Consider the following 23,328-nt stretch of genomic DNA (forward strand, 5'->3'; position numbering starts at 1 on the left):
GTTCCGGGAACGGGCCTGCTAGGACGGCGACTTCAGTGGCTCCACGATGCCGCGTACGACACCGAGGTCCACCAAGTCCTGCGGTCGGATGCGGAGTTGGTCGGCCGTGGCCCGGACCTTCTCCGGTGGCCGTTTGAGGATGGCCGCCGCGAGCTCGGGGGCGATGACCGAGAAGTAACTGTCCGGCGTGGCCCAGGTGTTGTCCGGTGCGGCGAGGGCCAGCGCGCCGCCCGAGCCGCCCTCGCCGATCAGCAGCGTGGTGAGGGGCGTTCCGGCGGCGGCCACGGCTCCGAACACGTCCGCGATCGCCGCACCCGCGCCCTGCCGTTCCGCCTCCGCGTCGTTGGCGGCACCCGGGGTGTCCACCAACGTCAGTACGGGGATGCGGAGTCGGTCCGCGAGCCGGATCAGCCGGGCGGCGGTGCGGTAGCCGGCGGGGCGGGTGGCGGTACCCGTCTGGGCCGCGTAGGCCACGGTGCGGCCGCCGTCCTTCAGCACGCCGAACCCGCAGAGCATCCCGTCGTCCGTCCCGCCGCAACGGTCACCGCTGATCGCCGCACGACGGGCGAAGTGGGCGTCCAAGTAAGCGGTGGCGCGGGGGCGTTGTGAGGAACGGGCGTTGTCCACCGCCTCCCAGCCGGTGGCCGGCAGATCGGTGGCGGCCAGTGCGGGCGGAGGCGGGACCGGCTCGGCCGACGGGTGGGTCAGCAGGTGCAGCCACAGCCCCAGCAGCTCGGGCAACTCCGCCGGTGGCACCACCGCGTCGACCGCTCCCGCCGCCAGCTGCGCCTCAGCCGTGTACGCCGCCGGGTCGGCCTCGGGCGGACGTACGCGTGAGCCCGCGAAGCCCACCTGGGCGCCCGGGAGCGCGAGGACGACATCGGCGCCCGCGCCCAGGGTGGCCCAGCCGCCGCCCGTCGTGGGGTCGCGCAGGACCGCGATCTGCGGCAGCCCGGCCTCGCGGGTGAGCGTCGACTGCCGTGCCACGCGCTGGAGTTGGACCAGCGCCCGCATGCCCTCCTGCATACGGCTGCCGCCCGTGGCGACGAGGGAGACGACCGGGAGCCGGTGCTCGCGCGCGTACGCGTGGGCCGCCTCCAGCCGGTCGCCCGTACGCTCGCCCAGCGATCCGCCCAGGAAGCCGAACTCGAACGAGATGAGCACGGTCGCCGTCCCGCCGACGGTCGCCGTACCGCAGACGACCGACTCCTCCTCACCCGTGCGGGCGGCGGCGCGGGCGCGCGAGGCGTCGTAACCCTGCCAGGACAGGGGCCCGTCCGGCCCGTACTTCCTTACGGGGCCTACGGGGCCTACGGGGCCTACGGGGCCTACGGAGCTTGCAGGGCTCGCGGGTTCCACGGGCTCGGTCAGTTCGGTGAACCCGGAGGTGACCAGGTCGATCGCCTCGCGGGCCGTGTACCGCGGCACGGACTCAGTCATGGGTCAGCGCACGCTTCATGATCTTGCCCATGTCATTGCGGGGCAGGGCGTCGAGGTGGTGGACGACACGGGGCCGCTTGTGGGGCGCGAGGCGGCGGGCCACATGGTCGGCCAACTCGTCGACGGATGGCGGCGATTGGGGATCCGCGGGCACGATCCACGCCACGATCCGCTCACCCAGGTCGGCGTCCGGTTCACCGGTGACCGCGGCCTCGCGCACGCCCGGGTGCTCCAGCAGCGCGTTCTCGATCTCGCCCGCCCCGATCTTGTAGCCGCCGCTCTTGATCAGGTCGGTGGCCTTTCGGCCGACGATGCGTACGTAGCCGTCGGGGTCGCGCACCGCCATGTCGCCGGTGCGGAACCAGCCGTCCTCGGTGAAGGCCGCCGCGGTCGCCTCGGGCCGGTTCAGATACTCGGTGAAGAGGTTCGGCCCGCGGACCTGGATCTCGCCGACGGTCTCCCCGTCGTACGCCTCGACGGCCGTCGTCCCGTCCTCCTCCGTCAGCCGCAGTTCGACGCCCGGCAGCGGGACACCGACCGTGCCCGCGCGCGGCTCCCCGTCGGCGCGGACGCTGGTGTTCATCAGGGTCTCCGTCATCCCGTACCGCTCGATGACCCGGCGCCCGGTCGCCTGCGCGATCCGCTCGTGGTCGTGCACGGGCAGGGCCGCCGACCCCGACACGAGCAGCCGCGCCCTGGCCAGGGCCTTCGCGAGCGCGGGGTCTTCGGGCACGGTCTCCGCGATCCGGTGGTACATCGTCGGCACCCCGAACAGCATGGTGGCGCCCTCGCTCAACTCCCTTGTCACGCCCGCCGTTTCGAAGCGACCCAGATGCCGTACGGATCCGCCGCGGCGCAGCGGGCCGAGGATGCCCAGGATCAGTCCGTGCACGTGGAAGAGGGGGAGACCGTGCACGAGGACGTCGTCACCGGTCCACTGCCAGGCGTCCGCGAGGGCGTCGAGGGTGGCGGCGACGGCCCGGCGGGGGATGACGGCGCCCTTCGGGGGGCCGGTGGTGCCGGAGGTGTAGACGATGAGGGCGGGGGTTTCGGGGGTGAGACCGGGGGGCCCGATGGTGGCGGGGGCGCCTGTGGCGGGAGATGCCACCCCCGTGCCGCGTACGTCGATGTCCGCGTCCACGTCGACGCGCTCCAACGCGTCGAGTGCGGGCGGGAGTTGAGTGCCTGCCGCCGCGAGTACCAGGGTCGGGGCGCTGTCCGACACGATGTGCCCCAGCTCGCTCTCGCCCGACTTCGGATTGAGCGGTACGGCCGGGACGCCGGCCAGCAGCGCGGCGACCACGGCGACCGCGGTCTCCAGGGTGGGCGTGGCCCAGACGGCGATCCGGCCCGCCTCCGCGACGCGGGCGACGAGGGGGGCGGCGGTGGCCGCGAGCTCGCCGTAGGTCAGGGCGCGGTCGCCGAAGCGCAGGGCGGGCCGGTGCGCGCCGGGGCCGTCCGGGTCCGCCCGGGCCTCGGTCAGGGCCGGGAAGAGATCCGGGGAGTGAGCCGGGGAGAGAGGGGACACGCGTCGTACTCCTTAGGTCGAACGTCGAAGGCCGCCCGTCGGCAGCAGCCCGTCGGAGGCTGCCCGTCGGAACGCACGGCCCGGCCGGTGTCATCCCCAGTCGGGGACCACCAGCGCGAGCCACACCACGGCGGGGACCACGGCCACCACGATCCCTCCGTACATCATCAACTGCCGGAAGAAACGCTCCCGGTCGACGCCGGGTGCCGCCGCGAGCACCAGCGCGCCGTTCGTCGAGAACGGGCTCACGTCCACCACCGTCGCCGACACCGCGAGCGCCGCCACCATGCCGACCGCCCCGATCTCGCCCTGCGCCAGGAACGGCACCGCCAGCGGGATCAGCGCCCCCATGATGCCGACGGACGAGGCGAACGCCGAGACCAGCGCGCCGATGTAGCAGAGGAGCACGGCGGACAGCAGCGGGACGCCGATGTCGCTGACGCCCTCCCCGGCCCAGTCGATCGTGCCCATCTCGTCCAGGACGCCGACGTACGTCAGCACACCGCAGATCAGCAGGACCGTGGGCCAGGCGATCTGGCCGACGGCGTTGCGGCTGTCCTCCGGCCAGCAGGTGCTGAGCAGGACGGCGAGCGTGATGGAGGTCAGACCGGCGTCCAGGTCGAAGGCGAGCACGGCGACGACCAGGGCGACGAGAGCGGCGAGGGTGGCCATGCGGGCGGGGTTGAGCCGCGTGGCGTCGTCCTCGCGTTCCTCCGAACGGTCCTCCGAACGGTCCTCTGCACGATCCTTCTCAAGGTCGACTTCGCGGCCCGCGGGCGCGCTCTTCGTGTCCGCGCCCGCGCCGGCCGAGACCGTGGACGACGAGGCCGACGCCGAGACCGGGGCAGTCTCCGCGACCGTGCCGTCGTTGCGCAGCTTCAGCCCGCCGAACAGCACGAACACCACAGCCGCGATCACGAGGTTGACGACGAGCGAGGCGAGGAATAGGGCGATCTCGTTGCCGGGCAGCTTCTCGCGCTCGACGATGCCGTTGACGATCGTCCCGTAGATGCTGATCGGGGAGAAGCCGCCGCCCTGCGCGCCGTGCACCACCATCGCGCCCATCAGCAGCGGGCTGATGTGGTAGCGCGCGGCGAAACTCAGCGCGATCGGCGCCACGATGGCGACGGCGGCCGGGCTGACCGCGCCGATCGCGGTGAGCGCTCCCGTCAGCACGAACATCACCCACGGGATCAGTACGACCCGCCCGCGCACGAGCCGGATCGAGGCGTGGACCAGCCAGTCGGTGGTGCCGTTGGCGCGGGCGATCGCGAACAGATAGGTCACGCCGACGAGTACGACGAAGAGGTCGCCGGGGAATCCGGCGAAGATCTTGTCGGTGTCGAGGTCCGCGACCAGTTCGCCGACTCCGAAGGCGGCGGCGAAGGCGAGGGCGCCCATGTTGATGGAGCGGGTGGTGGCGATCACGAACACCACGACGAGCACAAGGATCGAGATCAGTTCGGCGGACATACGGGCTCCCGTCTTTGGGTCCCTTGTCGAGCGGATGGCGAGTGGGTGGCGAGCGGATGGTGAGCGGGGCGGCAGATTGGCCAAGTGGCTGAACCACATTGGGTGGTGCTCGTGGAGAGCGTCAAGAGAAGTGACGTAAATTGGCTCAGCCACTCATCCACTGGGCCACTTGCCCACAGGAACGCTGAGCCGGTCACCCCCGGTGTTACGCTGCGCCCGCAGGGGGACGAACCACCCGCAACAGGGGACAAGGGGGACGGGCATGACCGACGCACTGCGCCCGATGACTGCCAAGCCGCGCCTGTACGAGCAGGTCCTCGACCGGTTGCGCAGTTACGCGGCCGAGGGTGGTCTGGGTGCCGGCGACCGCCTCCCGCCCGAGCGCGACCTGGCGGCCCGCCTCGGCGTCAGCCGCGCCTCGGTGAAGCAGGCCATCGTGGTCCTGGAGGTGCAGGGCCTGGTGGAGGTCCGCCACGGCGGCGGGACCTACCTGGTCCGCGACACCCTCGACGCCGAACCGGTGGAGCAACTCGTCGAGCGGCGACGCCGGTTGCCCGACGTGCTCGACGCCCGAGAAGCCCTGGAGACCAAGCTCGCCGAACTTGCCGCCGAGCGCCGCACGGACGAGGACGTCTCCGCCATGGACTCCGCCCTCGTCCACATGCGGGACGAGATCCAGGCGGGCGGACACGGAATCGAGGGCGACCGGCTCTTCCACGCGGCGGTCACGGCCGCCGCGCACAGCGGCATCCTCGCCGAGTTCATGCGCTCCATCGCCGACCAGATCACCGAGAGCCGCCACGAGTCGCTGCGCCAGCCGAGCCGCCCCACCCGTTCCCTCACCCAGCACCGCGCGATCTTCGACGCGATCGTCGCCCGGCAGCCGGGCCGGGCGGCCGCCGCGATGCGCCGGCACGTACAGACGGTGGCGAGGGTACGACTGCTGGACTGGGACCCGGAGGAGAACGACGAACAGGGCACGTGACGGCCCGTAGTGACGAACAGGAGCTGTGAGGGCCGTGACGGCCCTGGTGACGAACGGTGACGGCCGTAGTGACGAACGGACGCTCCGACGGCCGTGGTTAGGATCCGGTGCCATGACCGCGTCCGACACCACGCCCCATACTTCCCCGGCATCCCATGATGCCCCTGCATCCCCTGCATCCCCTGTGAACGGGCGAGAGCCCACGATCCTCGCCACCTCCGGCGGCCACCGTGCAGGGGGCGGCCGGACCATGGTCACGTTCAACTCCCTTGTGCACCACGCGGTCGAACTCTCGGGCGCCCACGGCCGCCGCCCCCGCGTGCTGTACGTCGGTACGGCCATAGGCGACGCGGAACACTTCACGGCCCGTATGACCGAGGCAGCACGCGTGGCGGGCTTCGACCTCACGCCCCTCAACCTCTTCCCGATGCCGAACCTCGACGACATCGAGGGCACCGTCCTCGACCAGGACGTCGTCTGGGTCATGGGCGGCTCGGTGGCGAACCTCCTCGCGGTCTGGCGGGTGCACGGACTCGACGACATCCTCCGCAGGGCCTGGCGCTCGGGCGTCGTGCTCAGCGGGGTCAGCGCGGGCTCGATCTGCTGGTTCCGGGGCGGCACCACGGACTCCTTCGGCCCCGAACTCCGCCCGATCACCGACGCGTTGGGCCTCCTTCCCTACGGCAACGGCGTCCACTACGACACCGACGCCGGCCGCCGCCCCCTGGTCCACGAACTCGTCGCGGACGGCACCCTCCCCACCACCCACTGCACCGACGACGGAGTGGGTCTGGTCTACCGCGGCACCGAACTGGTCGAAGCGGTCACCGAAGTCCCCGGCAAGGGCGCGTACATCGTGACCCGCGACGGCGACACGGCCGTCGAGGAACGCGTCGAGCCGCGCCGGCTGCCGGGCGTTTCTTAGCGCCGTGCGCCCGCATGTCCCGTTGTTGGTTCCGCTACTGATCGCCGCGCAGATAGCGGGTGACCATGGCGACCAGTTCGTTCCCGAACGTCTCGACCGGGATGGTCCGCGGGCCGGCCATGAGCATGTGGGTGTTCATCTCCACCGTGGTCACGATCAGTTCGGCCGCGGTGTCGAGGTCCCGCACACGGACATCCGGGTGCCGGGCGAGGAGGTCGCGCACCTGACCGACGCGGTTCCTTCCGTGCCGTTCGATCGTGTCGATCACTTCCTGCGAGAACGACGCCTCCTCGATCATGATCCGCAGCAGCTGCGGATCGTCGCGGTGGTTGTCGATCGCGTCGCGGACCAGCGCCCGCACCGTCGCCTCCAGACTTCCGGGGGACAGGTCGAGTTCGTCGGCCTGCGCCCATGTGCCGCGGTCGATGTGCCGCACCAGCAGCTCGGCGAGGATGGCGTCCTTGTTCGGGAAGTACTGGTACAGCGAGCCGATGGAGACACGGGCGCGTTCGGCGATGCGGTTGGTGGTCCCGGCGGCGTAGCCGTACTCGGCGAAAACGTGAGCAGCGGCGGTGAGGATGCGGTCACGGGTGAGCTCCGCGCGCACCTGGCGGGGCCTGCGACGTGGCTGAAGACGACGGTCGGCAGACGACATCGGGAGCCCTCCTCAGGGCGCGAAAAGCGAGTAGCCAAAGAGCTGAGCCATTGCTCACAATAGTGCCATGACCTGCGAAAACAAGGCCACGTCCGATGCGCGGGAGAACCGGCCGAGTGCCCTGCGCCGACTGACGACGGTGGACGAGGTCGAGACGACCGTCGGCCGCCCGGCGTCGGCGGTCATGCTCAAACAGATCAGCGCCCTCGACGGGGGCTGCCGGACCGTCCTCGCCCGGTGTCCCATCGCGGCCTTCGGCTACCGGGACGCCGACGGCACCCACCGGACGACCTTCATCGGCGGCAGGCCGGGGTTCGCACGCGTCCACTCGCCGACCCGGATCTCGTTCTCCCTGCCCGAGTCCGGCGACCCGCACGGTCCGGTCTCGTTCTTCTTCCTCCTGCCGGGCGTCGGGGAGATCCTGCGCGTCAACGGTTCGGTGGCCGCCCGGAAGGGCGCGGAGACGACCGTCGACATCGCGGAGGCGTACGTGCACTGCGCACAGGCAGTCCTCCGGTCCCGCCTGTGGCAGCCACCCGCCCCGCTTGCCCAGGCCGCTCCGCTCGCCTCGGCCGGACCGGTCGCCCAGGCCGCCCCGCCCGCCGAGTTCGCGGGTGACGGGCCCTTGTACCAGCCCGGCGTCGCCGAGTTCCTGGCCGCGGCGCCCTTCCTCGCCCTGTCCACCTGGGACTCGTCCGGCGGGAGCGACACGAGTCCGCGCGGGGACCGGCAGGAGGTGGCGCGGATCCTGGACGGCCGCACGCTCGTCATCCCGGACCGGAAGGGCAACAGACGCGCCGACACGCTCCACAACCTGCTCAAGGACGACCGGCTGTCGTTCGCCGCGCTCGTTCCGGGGCGCACCGGTGTGCTGCATGTCCGTGGCCGTGGCGCGATCACCGACGATCCCGCGCTGCTGGAGACGATGGCGCTGCGCGGGATGCCCCCGCACCTGGCGCTGCTCATCGACGTCGAGCACGCCGAGGTGACCGCCAACGACGCCGTGGCGCGCTCACGGCTGTGGACCCCCGGCGCGCACGTGGACCGCGGCACTGTGCCGGACCTGATGGCACTTGCGGGAGAACACCTCGCGGCCGGTTCCGCCGACGCCGAGGGCGGGCCACCCGCGTTCCTGCTCAAGGCGGTCGGGGCGATCCCGGGGATGGCCCGGTTGCTGCGGCTGGTGATGAACCGCGCCTACCGTTCCGGGCTGCGGAAGGAGGGCTACGAGGTAGCCAAGGAGGACATCGACGAGGACGTCCGGCCCGGCGCGGGCGGGGGCCGCCGCGGCTTCCTGCGCCGACGCCGTGCCGACGACCGAGGAACTGACGACGGACGAACCGGGGTCGGAGGAGCCGGTGCCGGAGCGACGGAGCACCCGCTCCGGGACGTGCGCGTCGCCGAGGTGCGCAGGGAGACACCGAGCGCGGTCACCCTCGTACTGGAGGACCTCGTCCCGGAGGACACCGGCGTGAACCCGGGCTCGTTCGACTTCCGGCCCGGCCAGTTCTTCACGCTCGTCGCCGACATCGACGGCCGCCCGGTGCGAAGGGCCTATTCGGCCTCGTCGGTGCCAGGTTCGGCCCGGCTGGAGGTCACCGTCAAGCACGTCGAGGGCGGCCGGTTCTCCACCCATGTGCACCGGAGTCTGCGCGCCGGGGACCGTCTCGCGGTGCGCGGCCCGTCGGGGTCCTTCCACGCCGAGCCGCGTCCCCCGGACGCCACGGATGCCCCGGACGCCCCCGGGGCCTCCGACGAGATCGTGCTCGTCGCCGCGGGCAGCGGTGTGACGCCGATGATGAGCATGATCCGCACCCGGCTCGCCGTCCGGCCGGGCCGCGACCGGATCGCGCTGCTCTACAGCAGCCGCAGCGCGGACGAGATCATCTTCGCCGACGAGCTGACCCGGCTGGCGAAGGACCATCCCGACCGGCTGTCGGTCACCCACGTCCTGACCAGCCGGGACGGCAGGCTCGACGCGGACGGCGTACGGCGTTGGGTCACCGGCCTCTCCCCGGCCCCGGGCGCCCGCTACTACACCTGCGGTCCCGGGCCGTTGATGGATGCCGTCCAGGGCGTGCTGGCCGGGCTCGGAGTCCCGGACGAACTGGTGCACCAGGAGCACTACACCAGCGGTGCGGACACCCGGGCCGTGGCGACGTCGGTGCCGCAGGAGATGACCGTCGAGGACGACGGACGCCCCGTCGGCACGGTGCTGGTCGAGCCCGGCCAGACACTGCTCGACGCGGGACTGGCCGCGGGGCTGCCGATGCCGTACTCCTGCACGGTCGGGAACTGCGGCGACTGCATGGTGCGGCTCCGCGGCGGAGAGGTCGCACAGAACGAGCCGAACTGCCTCACGCCACAGCAGAAGGCCGACGGGTACGTACTGACCTGCGTGGGCTGTCCACTGTCGAAGGTCACCCTCGACATCGCGGAACAGTGATCGCCTGCCGAGACCCCGTGAGGAACCTACTGGGATTCAGCGTTCACGAGGTCGGCCACCACACAACTCACGTTGTCCGGGCCGCCGGAGTCGTTCGCCGCCCTGACCAGTGCCCGGGCGGCCTCGGCCGGCGCGGAGGCAGTCGTGAGCGTGTCCCTGATGATGTCCTCGGGCACGACGGCCGACAGCCCGTCCGAGCACAGCAGATAGCGGTCGCCGGCGAGGGCGTCGTGCAGCCGCACGTCGAGGTCCGGGGCGGGCCCGCCGCCCGTCAGCGCCTTCAGGAGCAGGGCGCGCTGCGGATGGGCGGTGGCCTCCTCCGGGGTCAGACGGCCCTCGTCGAGCATCGACTGGACCATCGTGTGGTCGTGGGTGATCCGGAACAGGCCGCCGTCGCGCAGGAGATACGCGCGGGAGTCGCCGATGTGGACCAGGGCCAGTTGGGAGCCCGTCCACACCATCGCGGTGAGGGTGGTGCCGATCTCGGCCGTCGGGCCCGCCACCTCCTGGACGGCCCGGGTGGCGCCCTGGACCGCGTCCTCCAGGAGGTTGAGGACGCCCCCGGCGGGGAGCGGTTCGTGGTCGAGGAACTTCAGGGCCTCGACGGCCGCGCTGCTCGCGGGCGCGCCCCCGGACCCGAAGCCGTCGGCGACGGCCAGGACACGGGTGCCCGCGTACGCGGTGTCCTGGTTGGCGGGGCGTACGAGGCCGGTGTCGGACAGGGCGGAGTAGCGGAGTTCCAGCATGGCGGTGTCCTTACTCGGATTGCCCGGAGCGCCTGGCTTACCTGGCTTCTCCGGGACGGTTCGTGACAGGTGGTCGACGAGGAAGGCGGCCAGGTCACGGCGGGTCGCCGTCTCCGACTCGATCCGCGCCCAGAACGCGCGGATCTCCCGTGCCGCTGCCGCCGGTTCAAGCGCGCGGACCTCGCGGATCCCGGCCAGCGGCATGCCCAGCCGTCGCAGCCACGCCACCAGGCGTGCCTGCTCCAACTGCTCGGGCGCGTAGTAGCGGTAGCCCGTCTCCGGGTCCACCCGCGCGGGGCGCAGCAGCTCCAGCTCGTCGTACAGCCGAAGTGCCTTCGGCGACAGCCGGGTCGCCTTCGCGAACGCCCCGATCGTCAGCATCTCCATACCCGCACCCCCATGAGCAGCCGGTCCGCCTGTCGCCAGGTCGGTCGTTCCTCGTCTCGTCACCGATGCTGTGGCCTCCCCAAAGGTGAAGGTCAAGCGGCCCGATCCGGTTCCCGGGGCGGTTGTTAGTCTGCGAGCGGGATCACTGGAGCCGACGTACCCATGAGGAGCCCGCCGTGGCACGCACCGCCGCCCGCATCGCACTTGTCACCTGCCGGGAGGTCGAGGCGTCCGGATACGACCGTGACCTGCCCGTTCTCGCGGACGCGGTGGAGCGGGCCGGGGCGGAGGCCGCCGTCGTGTGCTGGGACGACCCCGACGTCGCCTGGGACGGCTTCGACCTCGCCGTCATCCGCTCCACCTGGGACTACAGCTGGCGGGCCGCCGAGTTCGTGGCGTGGGCCGAGCGGTGCGGGGCGCTGACGGCACTGGCGAACCCCGTGGCCGTCGTCCGCTGGAACACCGACAAGCGGTATCTCGGCGACCTCGCGGCCGCCGGGGTGCCCGTCGTCGACACCCGCTACCTCGCCCCCGGCGACCCGGCCGACCTGCCCGCCGACCGCGAGTACGTCGTCAAGCCGACCTCGGGGGCGGGCGCCCGGAACGCCGCCCGCTACACGCCCGAGGACCACGAGAGGGCCGTACGGCATCTGGAGTGGATGCACGCGGAAGGGCTGACCGCGATGGTGCAGCCGTACATGGCGAGCATCGACACGGCGGGCGAACGGGCCCTGCTGTTCTACGGCGGGCGCTTCCTGCACGCCATCCGCAAGGGCGCAGTCCTGGAACCCGGCACCGCCTACGACGCGGACAAGGTCCCGCACCCGAACCTGCGGCCGTGGGAGCCGACCCCCGCCGAACTCGCCGTAGCCGAACGGGCGTTGGCCGCCGTGCCGGACGCCCCCGAACTGCTCTACGCCCGCGTGGACCTGGTGGACGGCGACGACGGCGCACCCCGCGTCATGGAGCTGGAACTCGTCGAGCCCAACCTCTTCCTCTTCCTGCACGAGGCCTCGGTGCCGGTCGTCGCCGAGGCGATCGTCAAGGCCGCCACCCGCTGACGGGCTTGCCGCCGGTCAGGCGCGCGGCCCGGTGACCGCCATCCGCTGAAGCAGCCCGTACGTGAACTCCGCCGCGCAGTCGTGCGGTACGCCCGATGCGTCCGGAGCCGTGAACGCGAGACCCCAGCGCGTCGGCGCCGACCCCTCCAGCGGCCGGGCGGGTGCGAAGGCGCGGGCCGCCTCGTCGACCGTGCAGGACCAGGGGGTCAGGTCCTCCAGGGTGCGCAGTTCGGGGGAGGGGGCGCCCGGCGCGCGGACCAGCCACTCGTTCCAGGCCGCGCCGTTCGGGGCCACCAGCACCTCGAAGCGGAGGTCGGACCAGAGGGGGACCGGCCACAGGAGCGCCTCGCAGGACAGGTCGCCGATCTGCCGGGGTGTCACCGACTCGGGTTCGCCGAGGATCGAGCGGTAGCGGGAGACGGCTCCCCGGCCCCGCGGCACATGCCGCATCGCCTGCCAACGCCGGTTGGCCTCGCGCATGTCCGCGATCGAGGCACCCAGCGCGTGGCGGGCGTCCTCCACGAGGTCCGGGTTGTGGTCGGCCATGCGGCGCAGCAGGACCAGCTGGAAGTCGAGCGGGGTGAACGGGCCGGCGGGCCTATCGGGTCGCTTGGCGGGAGGCATGCGTCCCATCGTGGCGTACGTGTCCGGCGCGGTGCGCGTCGCCCGGGGTGCGGCCCGTCGGGAGGAAGAGCACCGAGTTCACGTACCGGACGTACCCCGGGCTCCGGACGGTCAGTACCCGCCGCAGCAGGCCCTGGGAGACCACGTGCGAGGCGTGGGCCTGGTGGGACTCCAGGTCGAAGGAGGACAGGGGGAGCCAGGTGTCGTCGGGCAGGACCCAGCCCCTGTAGCCGCGCTCGGCGAGGAACGACACGACGGGCCTGATCGGCTGGATGCGGGCCTCCAGCTCGATGAACAGGGCCGGGCGGTCACGGGTGAGGAGGGTGGTCGCCCCGCGCAGCACCGCCAGCTCGTTGCCGTCCACGTCGATCTTGACGAAGCCGACGTCGTGGAGGTTCAGGCTGTCCAGGGTGAGACAGGGGACGTCCAGGGCGCGGGCGTGGATGTCCCGGCGGACGAGCGACGAGACACCCCGGTCGCCCTGGTCGCCGGACGGCAGCCACAGACGGGCCGTGCCCCGGCGGTCGCTCGCGGCGGCCCGGACCACCCGGACGTTCCCGGGCGTCGCGGCGGTGAGCAGCCGGGCCAGGTGCGGGACGGGCTCGACCGTCACCACGCGGTGCGCCCGCTCCGACAGCCGGCGAGTCCAGGGGCCGTACCAGCCGCCGACGTCCACGGCCGTGCCGCAGCCGGGCGGGCAGAGATCGCCGAGCCGGGCCAGTTCGGGCTCGAAGCGCGGATAGACGAACCGGGCGGCGGCGGCGACCAGCCGCACCGGCACGAAGGGGGCCAGACGGGCTGCCAGGGTCATGAGGTCGACATCCGTTTCAGCAGGTGTTCGTGTTCGTTGTCCGTCACCTGCTCGCCGGAGGACGGGAGGAGCTGCGGGATGCCGTCCACGATCGGATAGCGGCGGCGCAGACGTGGGTTGTAGAGAGCGTCCTCAGTACTCTCCGGACCCTCCGTCTCCCTTTCGAGGAGATGCAGCGGCCCCTTGTCCAGCGGGCACGCCAGTATCTTCAGCAGCGGGTCGTCGGGGTTCATCAGTGGTCAACTCCCTTGTGGGGGCGGGGGGTTGGGGCTCGGGCGAGGGATCGGGTCGCGCCGGCGGATCGTGCTTGGGCATCGCCAGGAGTACGGACACCGCCAGCGCCGTACCGCCGATGCGCAGCGCAAGACGCAGCGGATCCTCGGGCAGTGCCTCGCCGAACGCGAGCGTGCCGAGCACCGCGGTGAACAGACAGGTCACCGTCGTGCAGACCGGCACGATCAGCGAGGCCCGGCAGCGCTGCAGCGCCGCCTGCGACATCACCAGGCCGAACACGCCGGTGAACAGCAGGAGATAGGGGTACGGGGAGCGCAGCAGATCGACCACCGCACCGCCGAGGCCACTGGTGGTGAGGTGGCTCGACACCCCCTTGATGGCCAGCGAGCTGACCCCGTACAACAGGCCCACCGCCACGCCGTATTCGACGCCCGTGGTCGGCATGCGGTGCCGGTGGCGGGCGCGGCGCTCGGCGGACGCGTACAGCCAGACGCCCAGCGCGAGCGACGGTACGCAGACGAGCAGGATCAGCGGGGCGGGGGCGCTGCGGCTGACCGTGTCCGAGCCCTCCTTGAGGGACAGGACGACCATCAGCAGTGCGATCAGGATCGCGCCGATCGCGTACCGCTCGCGGCCCGAGGTCTCCTCGCCGAGCAGCACCGAGGAGAGCAGGACGAGGATCACCAGGCCGGAGACGAAGATGCCCTGCGCGGCGGCGATCGGCAGCGTGCGGTAGACGACGAGCTGCGCGCCGAAGCCGGACGCCAGGGCGAGGGAGCCGCCGATCCACAGCGGACTGCCCAGGACCAGCCGCAGCAGACGGGCGGGCTGCCGGACGGTCACCTGGGGCATCGCCGCCAACGCCCGCTTCTCCAGCACGAATCCGGTGCTGTACAGCACGTTCGCCAGCAGGGCCGCGGCCACCCCCCACCACATGGTCTACGTCCTTCGCGCGTGCAGGAGCAGGATCGAGGACATCGACGGCACGGCACACGCCAGCCGGTCCAGCGGGCGCAGCGGCCGCGGCACGCCGTGGAAGGGCGCGCCCTTCAGCCGTACGACCTCGAAGCCCGAGGCGGTCACGAACTCCCGCAGCGCGCGGGCCGTGTAGAGCCGCAGATGGCCCACGACCTCCTTGCCGGGGCGGCCGTGGATGGCGCGCAGGCTCACCTCGGAGAAGACGGGCTGGACACCGGCGAGCAGCAGAGCGCGGTTGTACCAGGCGGCCAGGTTGGGTGTGGACAGCATGAGATGACCTCCCGGGCGGAGGATCCGGTGGATCTCGTCGAGCGCCGCGTCCGGGTCCACGAGGTGTTCGACGACCTCGCTGAACAGGACGGCGTCGGCGGAGGCGGACCTGAACGGCAGCCCGCCGTCGGTGAGTTCGCCGCGTACCGCGTACGGCAGGTGCGCGTGGGCGCGTCTGAGGGCGTCCTGGGACCAGTCCACTCCGACGATGCGATGGCCGGCCAGGAGCGGAGCCGCCGTCGCGGCCGCCGAGCCGTCGCCGCAGCCGATGTCGAGGACCGTCCGCGCACCGGACGTGGCCGGGCCGAGCGCGGCGGCCAGCATCCGGGCCTGGCGCAGACTGCGGGGCGCGCCGGAGGCGACCGGTACGGCAGGGTCCTCGTAGAAGTCCCGCAGCCCGTGCGGAGGTTGGCCGCCGGACGGCCTGCGGGGCGGAGCCGTGGTCATGGGGCACTCTCCGTGGCGTGTTCCGTGGCGTGCAGGTAGTGCTCGAAGAGGTCGCGGAGATGGGAGCCGTCGCCGTGGCTGAGCAGCGTGCGGGACCAGCGGAACGCCACATGCAGCCGGCCCGCCGTGGACGCCGTCGTGACCGTCAGTCCGCGCGGCATCCGGGCCGGCGCCGAGAACCACACCGCGTGCGCCCGCCCCGCCCCCTCGCCGAAGTCGAGGGCGTACGGAATGCGGCCGATGTTGCTCAGCAGGGTGGTCGACGTCCAGGGCCCGGCGGCCCTCCGCAGCACCCGGGTGAACGCGGCCCGCCAGGCCACCGGGACCACCGGCGCGGTCAACAGAGCTGCTCCGTGGCCGAGTTGGGGACGCGGCAGCGCCTTGAGCGCACGGGTGCGGTCCGCCGTGCGCCGCAGCAGGCCCGCCATGTCGGAGGCGTCCAACTCCCCGGGCGCGAAGGGCACTTCGACGAGCCGCGTGCCGTTGCCGATCGGCATGTCGGTGTCCCGGGTGCGGTCGTCCACCGGCATCGTGATCCGCAACGGGCGCGGCCGGGCGCCGTGTTCCCGGTTCCAGTGGGCGATCATCAGCGCCGTGGCCACCATGAGCTGGTCGTTCACGGTGTACGGGGAGCCCTTGGGCCGACGCGGTACGCCGAACTCGGCGACGAGCATGCCGTTGCCGGGCGAGGGCTCGGGCGCGCCGTGCGCCACCCGCGCGGGCGGGGCCCAGGTGGAGGGCGCGTCGACCGGGCTCGGCACCTCGGCCGTCGTACGGGTCGGGGGCGCCGTGGGGGAGTTGTCCCGGCCGCCGTACAGCTCGGCGGCGGTGGCGAGGACCCGCAGACAGGCCGGGCCGTCGAGGGCGGTGTGGTTGATGGTGACGAAGAGGACCGTGTCGTCGGCCTCCGGATCGAGGACGACTTCGAGCCGGATCGGCGGCGAGGCGGACAGCGGCGGGGCGTCCTGGAGCGCCCGGTCGCGGGCGTGCTTGAGGGCGTCCCGGTCCGGCGGCGGGAACAGGACGACCTCCACGTCCGCGTCCGGGGTGAGCTCCCACTCGTACCGCCGCCCGTACCAGGGCCGTCGCGCCTCGCGCATCAGAATCCGCGGATGGCGGTGCAGGGCCCCGGTGAATGCCCCGCGCAGCCGGTCCGGGTCGAGACGGCCCGGCAGATGCACCTCGATGTGGACGGTCTCCGGCTCCTCCTCCTGGAGGCAGTGCCGGGCGACCTCGTCCACGACGGGGAACGGGATACGGGCGGGCGGCTGTACGGGGCCGTCCGTGCCGTCGCGTGCCGGGTGGTCCAGCGTGGTCATGTCTGTTCGCCTTCCCCCGTCTCCTCGGGTCGGGCCGGCCTGGCGTCCTCCGGGTCCGCGGGCCTCGCCGCTTCGGGCCGTTCCGGACGCGACTCCTGAGGCGGTGTCGCCTTGAACTTCGGCTTCCGGAAGCCGAACCGGGTGGTGGGCGGGTCGGGATCCGGTTGCGCGGACCCCGGCCCACGGGCGGAGACCGTCGGACCGGACGCCACCCTGGGGGCGGGCGGGGGCCCGGCCTCTCCGGAGGCGGGCCCGGCTCCTTGCTCCGGAGCCGCGCCGGGGGTGGGCGACGCTCCTGGGACCGTCGGCGCTCCGGCCGCTCCGGTTGTCCCGGCCGACCCGACCGCCCCAGCCGCCCCGGCTGTCCCGGCCGTCCCGGGTATTCCGGGCATCCCGTGCTGTGCCTCGGGTGCCGGGGATGCTTCGGACGCACCAGGCCCCGCACTCTCCCCCCGCCGCCGCTGGGGCAGCGGCTCGGTCGGCGCCTCGGTCCCCGGCGCAGGCGGTGGCAGCGCGCTCGCACTGGGAGCACCTGGATAGCCCGGAGCGGCGGGAGTACCGGAATACCCGGGAGCGCCGTGAGCGCCGGAAGCGGCGGGATACCCGTGGGCGGCGGAAGCCGCGAAGCCCTGACCCCCGCCGGGACCCTGACCCCCGCCAGGCCCCCGAGCCCCGTATTGCGCCTCCCCGACCGACACCAACCCGGCGAACAGCCCGATCAGCGCCAGCAGTTGGGCCGTGGGCCCGAATGCCCCCGCGCCCTCGGAGACCGGCTCCCCGGCCCCGGTGGCGGCGGCGATCCCGGCCCCGGCGAGCGCGAGGAACGCGATGGGCACCAGCAGGGCGTGCCGCCGCCACGCGAGCAGCGCCAGCAACGGCACCAGCAGGGCGAAGAACCCGGCGATCACGATCCCGACCAGGGTCAGCGCGACCGTGCCCAGGATCAGACCGGGCGGCGGCGGCACCGGCGAGGGCTCGTCCGTGTTGGGCGAGTTCCGCCGGTAGAGCACGAGCCCCGCGAGCAGGAGCACCGCGACACCGCCGCCGATCAGCCCGGCCTCGTACAGCGTGGACGGTTCGTACGAGAGCTCGACCGTGCCGCCCGCGCCCGCCGGGACCCGCCAGCCCTGCTGCCAGCCGTCGAGCCGTACCGGGTCGAGCTTCTTGCCGTTCAGCGTGGCCTTCCAGCCGTCGTTGAAGTTCTCGTACGTCGTCAGGTACGAGGCCGCGCCCGAGCCGACGGTCACTTCGCGGCGGTCGCCGAGCCAGTCACGTATGCCGAGTTCACGGTCGAGCGCGGTGGGTGTGGTGAGCGTGCCGCGGGTCAGCGTGACATCGGTGACGGCGAGCGGTCCCGCGTCCCCGGCCTCGACGCGGTGCGAGCCCGAGCCGAGGGACAACTCCGTGTCGGTGCGCCCCTCCTGGCAGAGCGTCAGCTCGATGGGCCGCCGCTCGACGAGGTCCTGAACCGTGCCCTTCGCGCTGGTCTCGTACAGCTCGTCGTCGATGGCGAGGGTCGGGCCCTGTCCGCAGGGGACGTCGAAGGTGCGGGTGCCGCGGGGCTGCGGGGTGCGGTACTGGTCCAGTGCCGGGATGTACGCCTCGGTGAGGCCGACCGGCAGTTGCAGGTCCTCGTCGGCGAGCGGGTTGTGGACGGTCATCGGGGCCGTCTCGGTGATGGTGATGTCGAGCCGGTCCGTGGTGATCGGATCGAAGCGGACGACACCGTTCTCGTCGACGCCCGCGATCGTCGCGCCGTCCGGGGAGCTGATGTCGACCTCGGTCGGCCGGGTGGAGAGACCGCCCGCCGGGGCCAGCACGATCTCGCCGACGGCCTGCTTGTCCGGCCAGCGCAGATGGATGGTCGGGTTGTCCCCGGCGATCCACGCGGTGGTCAGGCTCCCGTCGGTGAGGTTGCGCGGCGAGAGTCCGGTGCCGAGCAGGGCCGTCGAGTCGGCGGTCGCGGTGATCCGGTTCTGCTGCTCGGGGGCGACCCTGTAGAGCAGCGCGTCGAGCTCGTCGCTCGGCACGGGGATCGCGCTCGCCTTCACCTCGTACGTGCCCGCCGACTCCGAGGTCCAGCGGCGGTGCAGCCCCGCCTCCGTGCCCGTCGGCGAGAAGCCGCCCGGGTCGGTGGCGCGGTGCAGCGAGACGACCTCGGCGGCCGCGTCGGTGCGCTCGGCGTCCGTCGGGAGCCGCAGCATCCGGGTCACCTGGACGTCGGGAATGGTGATCTCGGAGAAGCCCGCGCCCGACAGGTCGGAGTGCCGGGCGGCCGAGTCGACGATGGTGACCTTGAGCCAACTCGTCGCCCCTTCAGGGGCCTTGATGCGCTGGCGCATCCCGTTGGCCTGGAGGGTGCTCGTCTCGGAGCCGCGTTCCGTCTCCACACGCACCCGGGTCGGCGCCGACCGCACACTGTCCTGCGGCAGCGGGGTGACCCGGATCGAGTCGGGGATCTCCGTCTCGTCCGTGAAGCCGATCCGCAGCCACTCTCCGTCCGCGGAGCCCGCCGCACCCTCGGCCCAGGCGGTGTTCGGGTTGCCGTCGAAGGCGTTCACCGGGTCGTACTGCGGCAGATAGAACATCCAGTTGCCGCTCGACGACGCCGAGACCGAGCGCGCGCCGCGCAGTTCGGCCACCGTCTGGTGCTCGATCCCCTCGGTCGGCAGGATCTGGTGCGGTTTCTCCCCGGCGTCCTGGAAGCTGCCGGAGTGATTGCGTTCGTTGCGGGTGTACGTGTAGGAGGTGTTGGCGTTGACCAGGCCGAACCGGGTGTCGGCGCGCCGCAGTCCGTCGCCCACCACCTGCATCTCGGGGGCACCGAGTCCGGGATGGTTGTCGCCGGTCAGCACGGCGGCCCGGTCCCGCATGGTCGGGTCGGCGGACAGCGGCAGCAGCGCCTCGGGCCCGCCGGAGACGACGGCCGTGTCGGCGACCGCCTTCAGACCGGCCTGCCCGGGCCGCGGCACGTCCGCGCTCGCCGGCTCGTAGATCTCGACGGCCCGCTGCCGCGGGTACAACCCCTCTATCTGTATGGGGGTGTTCTCCGCGATGCGCCCGCCCGTCATCACCGGACCGAGGCCGGTCACCCGCCGGTAGCCCGACTCCTCCAGGGTGCGCTTGACGGTCGTGGTCGGTACATAGCCGAGCTGGTCGGGGTCGAGATCGTTGCGTACGACGACGTAGTAGAGGCCGGCCCGGCTCAAGTAGTCGGCCAGGCCCGGGACTTCGCCGCCCGTCAGCAGGGACTGCTCGACCGCGTCCATCGCGCGCCGGTTGCCCGCGGTGCCGAACGGCACGTAGTCCCGCTGGGCCCAGCGGGAGTCGGCGAGCACGTCGAGGGGCTGGTCGATGGGCGAGCCCCAGGTGTAGATGCCGTGCGCGGTGGCGGGCACGACCAGGGCGCGCGAGTCCGGCGAGTACTTCTCCAGCCAGTCGGCCGTGGACTGCCAGTACTTGGGAAGCTGCTGGAACGAACCCGGCTGCAGGATCGACCCGTTGAGGTAGGGCCAGGCGAGACCGGGGAGTACGAGGACAGCCGCGACCAGCGCCACATACCGGCGGCCGCGCACGGGACGGGCCCCGCGCGACTGCGAGGCGACGCCGACCAGGTGCATCAGCCCGAAGACCAGCGCGAGGGCGAGCCCCGTCTGGAACTTGTAGATGTTCCGGAAGGGCACGAGCCCGCCGTCCAGCCAGTCCTGGACGACCCCGTGGAAGGGCGCGCCGAACGAACCGCCGTACCCGGCAAGGGTGATGAGCACGACCGACAGCACGGTCAGCACCAGCCAGCGCCGCTCGGGCAGGTCACGGCGGGCCAGTCCGGCGAGACCGAGCCCGGCCGCGAGCGCCGACGAGACGATCACGACCACCGAGGCCGCGACCGTCCAGCCGGCCGGCAGCCAGGCCTCGCCGAAGTGCAGATACGCGACCCAGTTCCCGGCCCCGCGCAGGGCCTCCGTGGCCGCCATGGTGTCCGTCGTGGTCTGCGAACTCTCCACGTACGGAAGGAAGTTCTCGCCGTAGAAGCCCAGCATCAGCAGCGGGACCACCCACCAGGCGGTCGCCAGGAGCACGCCCGGGATCCACCAGGCGATCAGCTTGCGCTGCCGGGGGCCGCGGGGGCGGGACAGGAGATACAGGCCGACCGGCAGCAGGGAGGCCAGGGTCGAGGCCGCGTTGACACCGCCCATGAAGGGGATGACCAGCGCCGAGCGCAGGGCGGCGACCCGGGCGCTGTGGCGCTCGTTCGTCAGCGGCAGCAGCACCCACGGCAGGAAGGCGCCAGGCAGCGCGGCAGCCGAGGTCGAGCCGACGACGATCGTGAACACCGGCCACAGCGCGTACGCGACCGCGCCGAGCAGCCGGGACGCGTGACTGCCGATGTCCAGCCGCTCGGCCAGCCGCAGCGCGCCCCAGAAGGCGACCGCCACGATGAGCGACATCCACAGCCGCTCGGCCAGCCACACCGGGAGGTTGATCAGCTCGCACAGGCCGTAGTACGGCAGCATCGGGAAGGCGTAGCCGACGTACTGGTCCGCTATGCCGCCGAAGCCGCCCCGGTCGTGCCAGAGCTGACCCAGGTCGGACAGGAACTGCCAGGGGTCGAGCGCGACGCCGAGCTTCGTGTCGAAGGTCTGCCGGCCCGGGTCCACGGCCAGGAACAGCACGAACACCACGGCCCAGAACCCCAGCAGCCACCGCCTCGACCTCGGTCCCTGCGGGGGACCGGGGGCGGGGGCGAGCGGGCGGGTGCGCGCCGGGGGAGGGGCCTGGACCGTGCTGGTCATGGACACCGCCGGAGAATGAGGAGGAGATTCCAGGTGGCGAACTCGCGCAGCCCGGGCGCCTTCGCGACGGCCTGGGCGAGGAACGGCCAGTAGCGGGAACGCGCCGAGACGACCGTGACGTCGTCCCGGGCGCGCACCTGCCGCAGGGTGGGTCCGATGTGTACGGCGAAGAGGTTCTCGCCGAGGGTGTGCTTGGCGGGCCTGCCGGTACGACGGCTGTAGCGGGCGCGGGCCCGCTCGGCGCCCAGGTAGTGCCAGGGCGCCCACTCGTGACCGCCCCACGGGGACAGCCAGTTGGTGAACGACACGTAGATCAGCCCGCCGGGTTTCGTGACCCGCACCATCTCGCTGAGGAAGGTCTGTGGGTCGGACACGTGCTCAAGGACGTTGGAGGAGAAGCAGACGTCGGCGACGCCGTCCGCGAGCGGCAGCAGATAGCCGTCGGCGACCACCGCGCCCTCCGGCGGCTTCGGTCCGAGCTCGCGCATGTCGGGCTCGAAGAGATAGCCGTGCGCGCCGCGCCGCCGGAACTCGTCCGTGAAGTAGCCGCCCCCGCCGCCGATGTCCACGACGGTCCGGCCCTTCACCGGACCGTCGTACGCCTCCACCTGGTCGGCCGCGTCGCGCGCGAGCAGCGAGTAGCAGCCCTCCGGGTCGTCCTGTTCATGGCGGAAGGCGCGGAAGAGGGCGAGGGAACGGCGGAAGGAAGGGTCCTTGAATCCCGTACCGGTGCCTGGGCCTGTACCGGTGCCTGGGCCCGTGCCTGTGTCCGGGCCCGTGCCTGTACCCGGGCCCGTGTCTGGACCCGTACCCCGGTGTTCCGGCCGATTCCCCCGAGCTGGCGTCATGGCGTCCAGTTCCTCACCGCCTCCGTCGCCACCGCTCGGAACTGGCGGACCGTGCGGTGCCAGCGGAACTGGGTGGCGCGGTCGCCCGCCGCCTTGCCCATGAGCGTCCGTCGGTGGGTGGACAGGGCGAGGGTGCACCAGGCCGCCGCGAACGAGGACTCGCCGCGGGCCAGCAGGCCCGTCTCGCCGTCCACGATCGAGTCGCGCAGACCGGGTACGTCGAAGGCGATGGCCGGGGTCTCGCGGGCCGCCGCCTCCGTCACCACGAGGCCCCACCCCTCGACCGCCGAGGGGTGCAGCAGCAGCCAGGCGGCGCAGAGCAGCCGGTGCTTCTCGGCCTCGGAGACATGACCCCTGAACTCGACGCCAGGGCCCGCGAGTTGTTCGAGCCGCTCGCGCTCGGGTCCGTCGCCGACGATGACCAGCCGGCCGCCGGTGACCGGGCGGACCCGCTCCCACAGCCGCAGCAGCAGATCGATCCGCTTGTACTCGACGAGCCGTCCCATCGCGAGGAACAGGGGTTCCGGGGAGCGCTCGGCCGGCGGGCCGGGCTCCTCGACACCGTTGTGGACGACCCGGATGCGCTCGCGCTCGACGCCGATCGCGCGCAGGGCGTGTGCCGTCGACGGGGAGACGGCGACCAGCAGGTTGTGGCGCTGTGCGCCGGCCAGTGCCCAGTGTTCGAGTCTTCGCCCGAGCCGGGCGGCGGGCGCCAGCGGTCCGTTGAACCGCATCCGCCACAGGTCGGTGTGCACGTGGTTGACCAGGCAGAGGGTCGGCCCGCGATGCCACAGCGGGGCCAGGTACGGCATGCCGTTGCAGACCTCGACGAGCAGGTCGCAGTCGCCGATCTGACGCTGGAACGCCGATCTGGCGCGCAGATAGTGGCCCAGGTCGCCGCCCGCCGACACGACACGGTAGTCGCGATAGGCGGCGGGGCCGCCGCACAGCAGGGTGACCTGGTGGCCGAGGTGGGTCAGGCCCTCGGCGAGTCTGTCGACGAGGAGTTCGGAGCCGCCCGCGGCTTCGTTGCCGAAGTCACGACGGGCGAGGAAAACGATTCGGCGCGGCTGTGGGGGGAGCGCCGGGGGTCGCTGCGCGGAGCGGGGGAAGGCGGCGCGCAACGACGAAGGCACGTGCTGGGGCATGGGTGCTCCAACTCGTCTCGGGGTGCGGAACCAGCGTGAGGGTGGGGTGGGGGGTGAGGTGGGGCTCGGTGCGATGGCGGTGACGGTCTCCCGGTGCGGATCGGTGGTGTCTCGCGGTGCGGGTCGGTCAGGTCGCGCGGTGCGGATGGGTCGCGGTCGGGGTGGGGGGTGGTGCGGTTCTGTCGGTCCTCGCGGCGCGGGATGTGCCGC

General features: G+C 72.5%; 18 protein-coding genes. 4 read left to right on the forward strand and 14 right to left on the reverse strand.

Going from position 1 to position 23,328, the window contains the following annotated elements; genetic code table 11:
* Nucleotides 1-18 precede the first annotated feature (18 nt).
* From JEQ17_RS31740 to JEQ17_RS31750, 3 genes are all read right to left on the reverse strand, one after another.
* Nucleotides 19-1,440, reverse strand: coding sequence for a carboxyl transferase domain-containing protein (locus JEQ17_RS31740; RefSeq protein WP_200398331.1), 1,422 nt, complete (start codon nucleotides 1,438-1,440; stop codon nucleotides 19-21).
* Nucleotides 1,433-2,968, reverse strand: coding sequence for an acyl-CoA synthetase (locus tag JEQ17_RS31745; RefSeq protein WP_407700099.1), 1,536 nt, complete (start codon nucleotides 2,966-2,968; stop codon nucleotides 1,433-1,435). The genes JEQ17_RS31740 and JEQ17_RS31745 overlap by 8 nt, the downstream gene beginning before the upstream one ends.
* Nucleotides 2,969-3,058: 90 nt before the next feature.
* A complete protein-coding gene (locus JEQ17_RS31750) occupies nucleotides 3,059-4,441 on the reverse strand; it encodes an SLC13 family permease (protein WP_200398332.1) in 1,383 nt (460 codons plus the stop codon).
* A 262-nt stretch (nucleotides 4,442-4,703) separates the two neighbouring features.
* Between JEQ17_RS31750 and JEQ17_RS31755 the strand changes: the two genes are divergently transcribed.
* Together JEQ17_RS31755 and JEQ17_RS31760 are read left to right on the forward strand one after the other, a co-directional pair.
* Nucleotides 4,704-5,426 (forward strand): FadR/GntR family transcriptional regulator, encoded by a 723-nt coding sequence (locus tag JEQ17_RS31755; protein ID WP_200398333.1) that lies wholly within the window; start codon nucleotides 4,704-4,706, stop codon nucleotides 5,424-5,426.
* A 250-nt stretch (nucleotides 5,427-5,676) separates the two neighbouring features.
* Nucleotides 5,677-6,351, forward strand: coding sequence for a Type 1 glutamine amidotransferase-like domain-containing protein (locus tag JEQ17_RS31760; protein ID WP_407700100.1), 675 nt, complete (start codon nucleotides 5,677-5,679; stop codon nucleotides 6,349-6,351).
* Between the two features lie 34 nt (nucleotides 6,352-6,385).
* On the opposite strand, the gene JEQ17_RS31765 is transcribed toward JEQ17_RS31760, so the two are convergent.
* Complete coding sequence (locus JEQ17_RS31765) at nucleotides 6,386-7,006, reverse strand: TetR/AcrR family transcriptional regulator (RefSeq protein ID WP_200398335.1); 621 nt, start codon at nucleotides 7,004-7,006, stop codon at nucleotides 6,386-6,388.
* A 67-nt stretch (nucleotides 7,007-7,073) separates the two neighbouring features.
* Between JEQ17_RS31765 and JEQ17_RS31770 the strand changes: the two genes are divergently transcribed.
* Nucleotides 7,074-9,452, forward strand: a complete 2,379-nt coding sequence (locus JEQ17_RS31770) for a 2Fe-2S iron-sulfur cluster-binding protein (protein ID WP_200398336.1) — start codon at nucleotides 7,074-7,076, stop codon at nucleotides 9,450-9,452.
* A gap of 26 nt (nucleotides 9,453-9,478) precedes the next feature.
* Here JEQ17_RS31770 and JEQ17_RS31775 read toward each other — a convergent pair whose 3' ends face one another.
* Entirely contained in the window at nucleotides 9,479-10,585 is a 1,107-nt protein-coding gene (locus tag JEQ17_RS31775) for a MerR family transcriptional regulator (RefSeq protein WP_200398337.1), read from the reverse strand.
* Nucleotides 10,586-10,761: 176 nt separating this feature from the next.
* Here JEQ17_RS31775 and JEQ17_RS31780 point away from each other — a divergent pair, with 176 nt between their 5' ends.
* Nucleotides 10,762-11,646, forward strand: coding sequence for an ATP-grasp domain-containing protein (locus tag JEQ17_RS31780; RefSeq protein WP_407700101.1), 885 nt, complete (start codon nucleotides 10,762-10,764; stop codon nucleotides 11,644-11,646).
* 15 nt (nucleotides 11,647-11,661) lie between these two features.
* On the opposite strand, the gene JEQ17_RS31785 is transcribed toward JEQ17_RS31780, so the two are convergent.
* The 9 genes from JEQ17_RS31785 to JEQ17_RS31825 are packed head-to-tail and all read right to left on the reverse strand — an operon-like array spanning nucleotide 11,662 to nucleotide 23,118.
* Nucleotides 11,662-12,279, reverse strand: coding sequence for a hypothetical protein (locus JEQ17_RS31785; RefSeq protein WP_200398338.1), 618 nt, complete (start codon nucleotides 12,277-12,279; stop codon nucleotides 11,662-11,664).
* Nucleotides 12,245-13,081: an FkbM family methyltransferase gene (locus JEQ17_RS31790; RefSeq protein WP_200398339.1), complete on the reverse strand. Its 837-nt coding sequence runs from the start codon at nucleotides 13,079-13,081 to the stop codon at nucleotides 12,245-12,247. Before JEQ17_RS31790 ends, JEQ17_RS31785 begins: the two co-directional genes overlap by 35 nt.
* The gene (locus tag JEQ17_RS31795) at nucleotides 13,078-13,314 is read right to left on the reverse strand and encodes a Trm112 family protein (protein WP_200398340.1); all 237 of its coding nucleotides are present in this window, start codon (nucleotides 13,312-13,314) and stop codon (nucleotides 13,078-13,080) included. Before JEQ17_RS31795 ends, JEQ17_RS31790 begins: the two co-directional genes overlap by 4 nt.
* Nucleotides 13,214-14,239, reverse strand: a complete 1,026-nt coding sequence (locus JEQ17_RS31800; protein ID WP_200401831.1) for a hypothetical protein — start codon at nucleotides 14,237-14,239, stop codon at nucleotides 13,214-13,216. Before JEQ17_RS31800 ends, JEQ17_RS31795 begins: the two co-directional genes overlap by 101 nt.
* Nucleotides 14,240-14,254: 15 nt before the next feature.
* Complete coding sequence (locus tag JEQ17_RS31805; RefSeq protein WP_200398341.1) at nucleotides 14,255-15,010, reverse strand: class I SAM-dependent methyltransferase; 756 nt, start codon at nucleotides 15,008-15,010, stop codon at nucleotides 14,255-14,257.
* The gene (locus tag JEQ17_RS31810; protein WP_200398342.1) at nucleotides 15,007-16,329 is read right to left on the reverse strand and encodes a condensation protein; all 1,323 of its coding nucleotides are present in this window, start codon (nucleotides 16,327-16,329) and stop codon (nucleotides 15,007-15,009) included. Before JEQ17_RS31810 ends, JEQ17_RS31805 begins: the two co-directional genes overlap by 4 nt.
* A complete protein-coding gene (locus JEQ17_RS31815) occupies nucleotides 16,326-21,122 on the reverse strand; it encodes an alpha-(1->3)-arabinofuranosyltransferase (protein ID WP_200401833.1) in 4,797 nt (1,598 codons plus the stop codon). Before JEQ17_RS31815 ends, JEQ17_RS31810 begins: the two co-directional genes overlap by 4 nt.
* Nucleotides 21,119-21,970 (reverse strand): class I SAM-dependent methyltransferase, encoded by an 852-nt coding sequence (locus tag JEQ17_RS31820; protein ID WP_234048453.1) that lies wholly within the window; start codon nucleotides 21,968-21,970, stop codon nucleotides 21,119-21,121. The genes JEQ17_RS31815 and JEQ17_RS31820 overlap by 4 nt, the downstream gene beginning before the upstream one ends.
* Nucleotides 21,967-23,118 (reverse strand): glycosyltransferase family 4 protein, encoded by a 1,152-nt coding sequence (locus JEQ17_RS31825; RefSeq protein ID WP_143631762.1) that lies wholly within the window; start codon nucleotides 23,116-23,118, stop codon nucleotides 21,967-21,969. The genes JEQ17_RS31820 and JEQ17_RS31825 overlap by 4 nt, the downstream gene beginning before the upstream one ends.
* Nucleotides 23,119-23,328: the final 210 nt, after the last annotated feature.

Source organism: Streptomyces liliifuscus (genome assembly GCF_016598615.1).
In the GTDB taxonomy this organism is placed as follows: Bacteria; Actinomycetota; Actinomycetes; order Streptomycetales; family Streptomycetaceae; genus Streptomyces; species Streptomyces liliifuscus.